The organism is Vibrio fujianensis (assembly GCF_002749895.1).
Taxonomy (GTDB): Bacteria; Pseudomonadota; Gammaproteobacteria; order Enterobacterales; family Vibrionaceae; genus Vibrio; species Vibrio fujianensis.
On sequence record NZ_NBUS01000039.1, the window covers coordinates 195967 to 197149 of the forward strand.

A 1183-nucleotide genomic window follows, 5' to 3' on the forward strand; every position below is an offset into this window, starting at 1 on the left:
ATTGCTTGGTATCAAGCTCAGCCCGCCAATATCAGTGAATTAGGCCTTCCCTCTGATGCCTTTTGCGTTATTTGTATCGCTAATGCTCGGCCAAGCAAAGGTGTCCATATCCTACTTGATAGTGCCAAACAACTGGCGGACTTACCCCATGTGCACTTACTGTTAGCTGGACGTGATATGGATACCGAGCAAAACCTAAACTTAGCCAAACAAAGTGGAATGTCAGAGCGTATTCATTTTCTCGGCTATCGCCAAGATGTTCCTGAACTTTTGGCGGCAAGTGCAGTACAAGTTCAACCTTCGATTAGCGGTGAAGGGCTACCGAAAACCATTATTGAAGCTATGGCGATGGGAGTTCCTTCGATTGTCACAACGACGGGGGGAGGAAAAGAGCTATTAGTCGATGGCGAAAGCGGATTCATTGTCCCAGTACAAGATCCTGATGCCATTGCAGAGAAAATTCGTTGGTTGTACCAATCACCGGAGCAACGCCAGAAAATGGGAAAACTCGCACAACAACGTATGATCAGTGACTTTTCTTGTCAAACCAGCGCTCAGCAACATTTGGCTTTTTTCCAATCATTATTGGGGTAACATAAGCTGATCAACGCGACTTTAATAATCATTGATAGGGAGATAGCGTGAGCCAAAAACGCCTTTCTCGGGTAATTTATCCCGGCACTTTTGATCCGATCACTAATGGCCATTTGGATATTGTTGAACGCGCTGCCAACATGTTTGATCAAGTCATTATTGCGGTGGCGGCAAGCCCAAGTAAAAATACTATGTTTACTTTAGAGGAACGCGTGGCGTTTACTCAAGCCGTGACTCAGCATTTACCGAATGTCACTAGCAAAGGCTTTAGCGGTTTGATGGTCGATTTCGCCCGCGCAGAGCAAGCGAATGTGTTAATTCGCGGCCTGCGCACCACGGTCGATTTTGAATATGAATTTGGCTTAACCAATATGTATCGCCGCTTAATGCCGGGGCTAGAAAGCGTGTTTCTCACTCCGGCGGAAGAACACGCCTTTATCTCATCAACGATTGTGCGAGAAGTTGCCATTCATGGCGGAGATGTGCAAGGCTTTGTCCCTTCCGTTGTAGCACAAGCGCTACGTAGTAAAAAACAAATATAGTGCTATCGTGGCGGGTTAATGATAACGCTAACCCGCCCTTCTATCTG

The 1183-nt window shown here is 46.4% G+C and carries 2 protein-coding genes; both read left to right on the top strand.

The genetic code is table 11. The features are described from left to right. Positions 1-594, top strand: a 594-nt coding sequence (locus B7C60_RS17985; protein ID WP_245868641.1) for a glycosyltransferase, incomplete at its 5' end; no start/stop codon positions are given. Between the two features lie 47 nt (positions 595-641). After that, positions 642-1136 (top strand): pantetheine-phosphate adenylyltransferase, encoded by a 495-nt coding sequence (coaD, locus tag B7C60_RS05690; protein ID WP_099610821.1) that lies wholly within the window; start codon positions 642-644, stop codon positions 1134-1136. Positions 1137-1183: the final 47 nt, after the last annotated feature.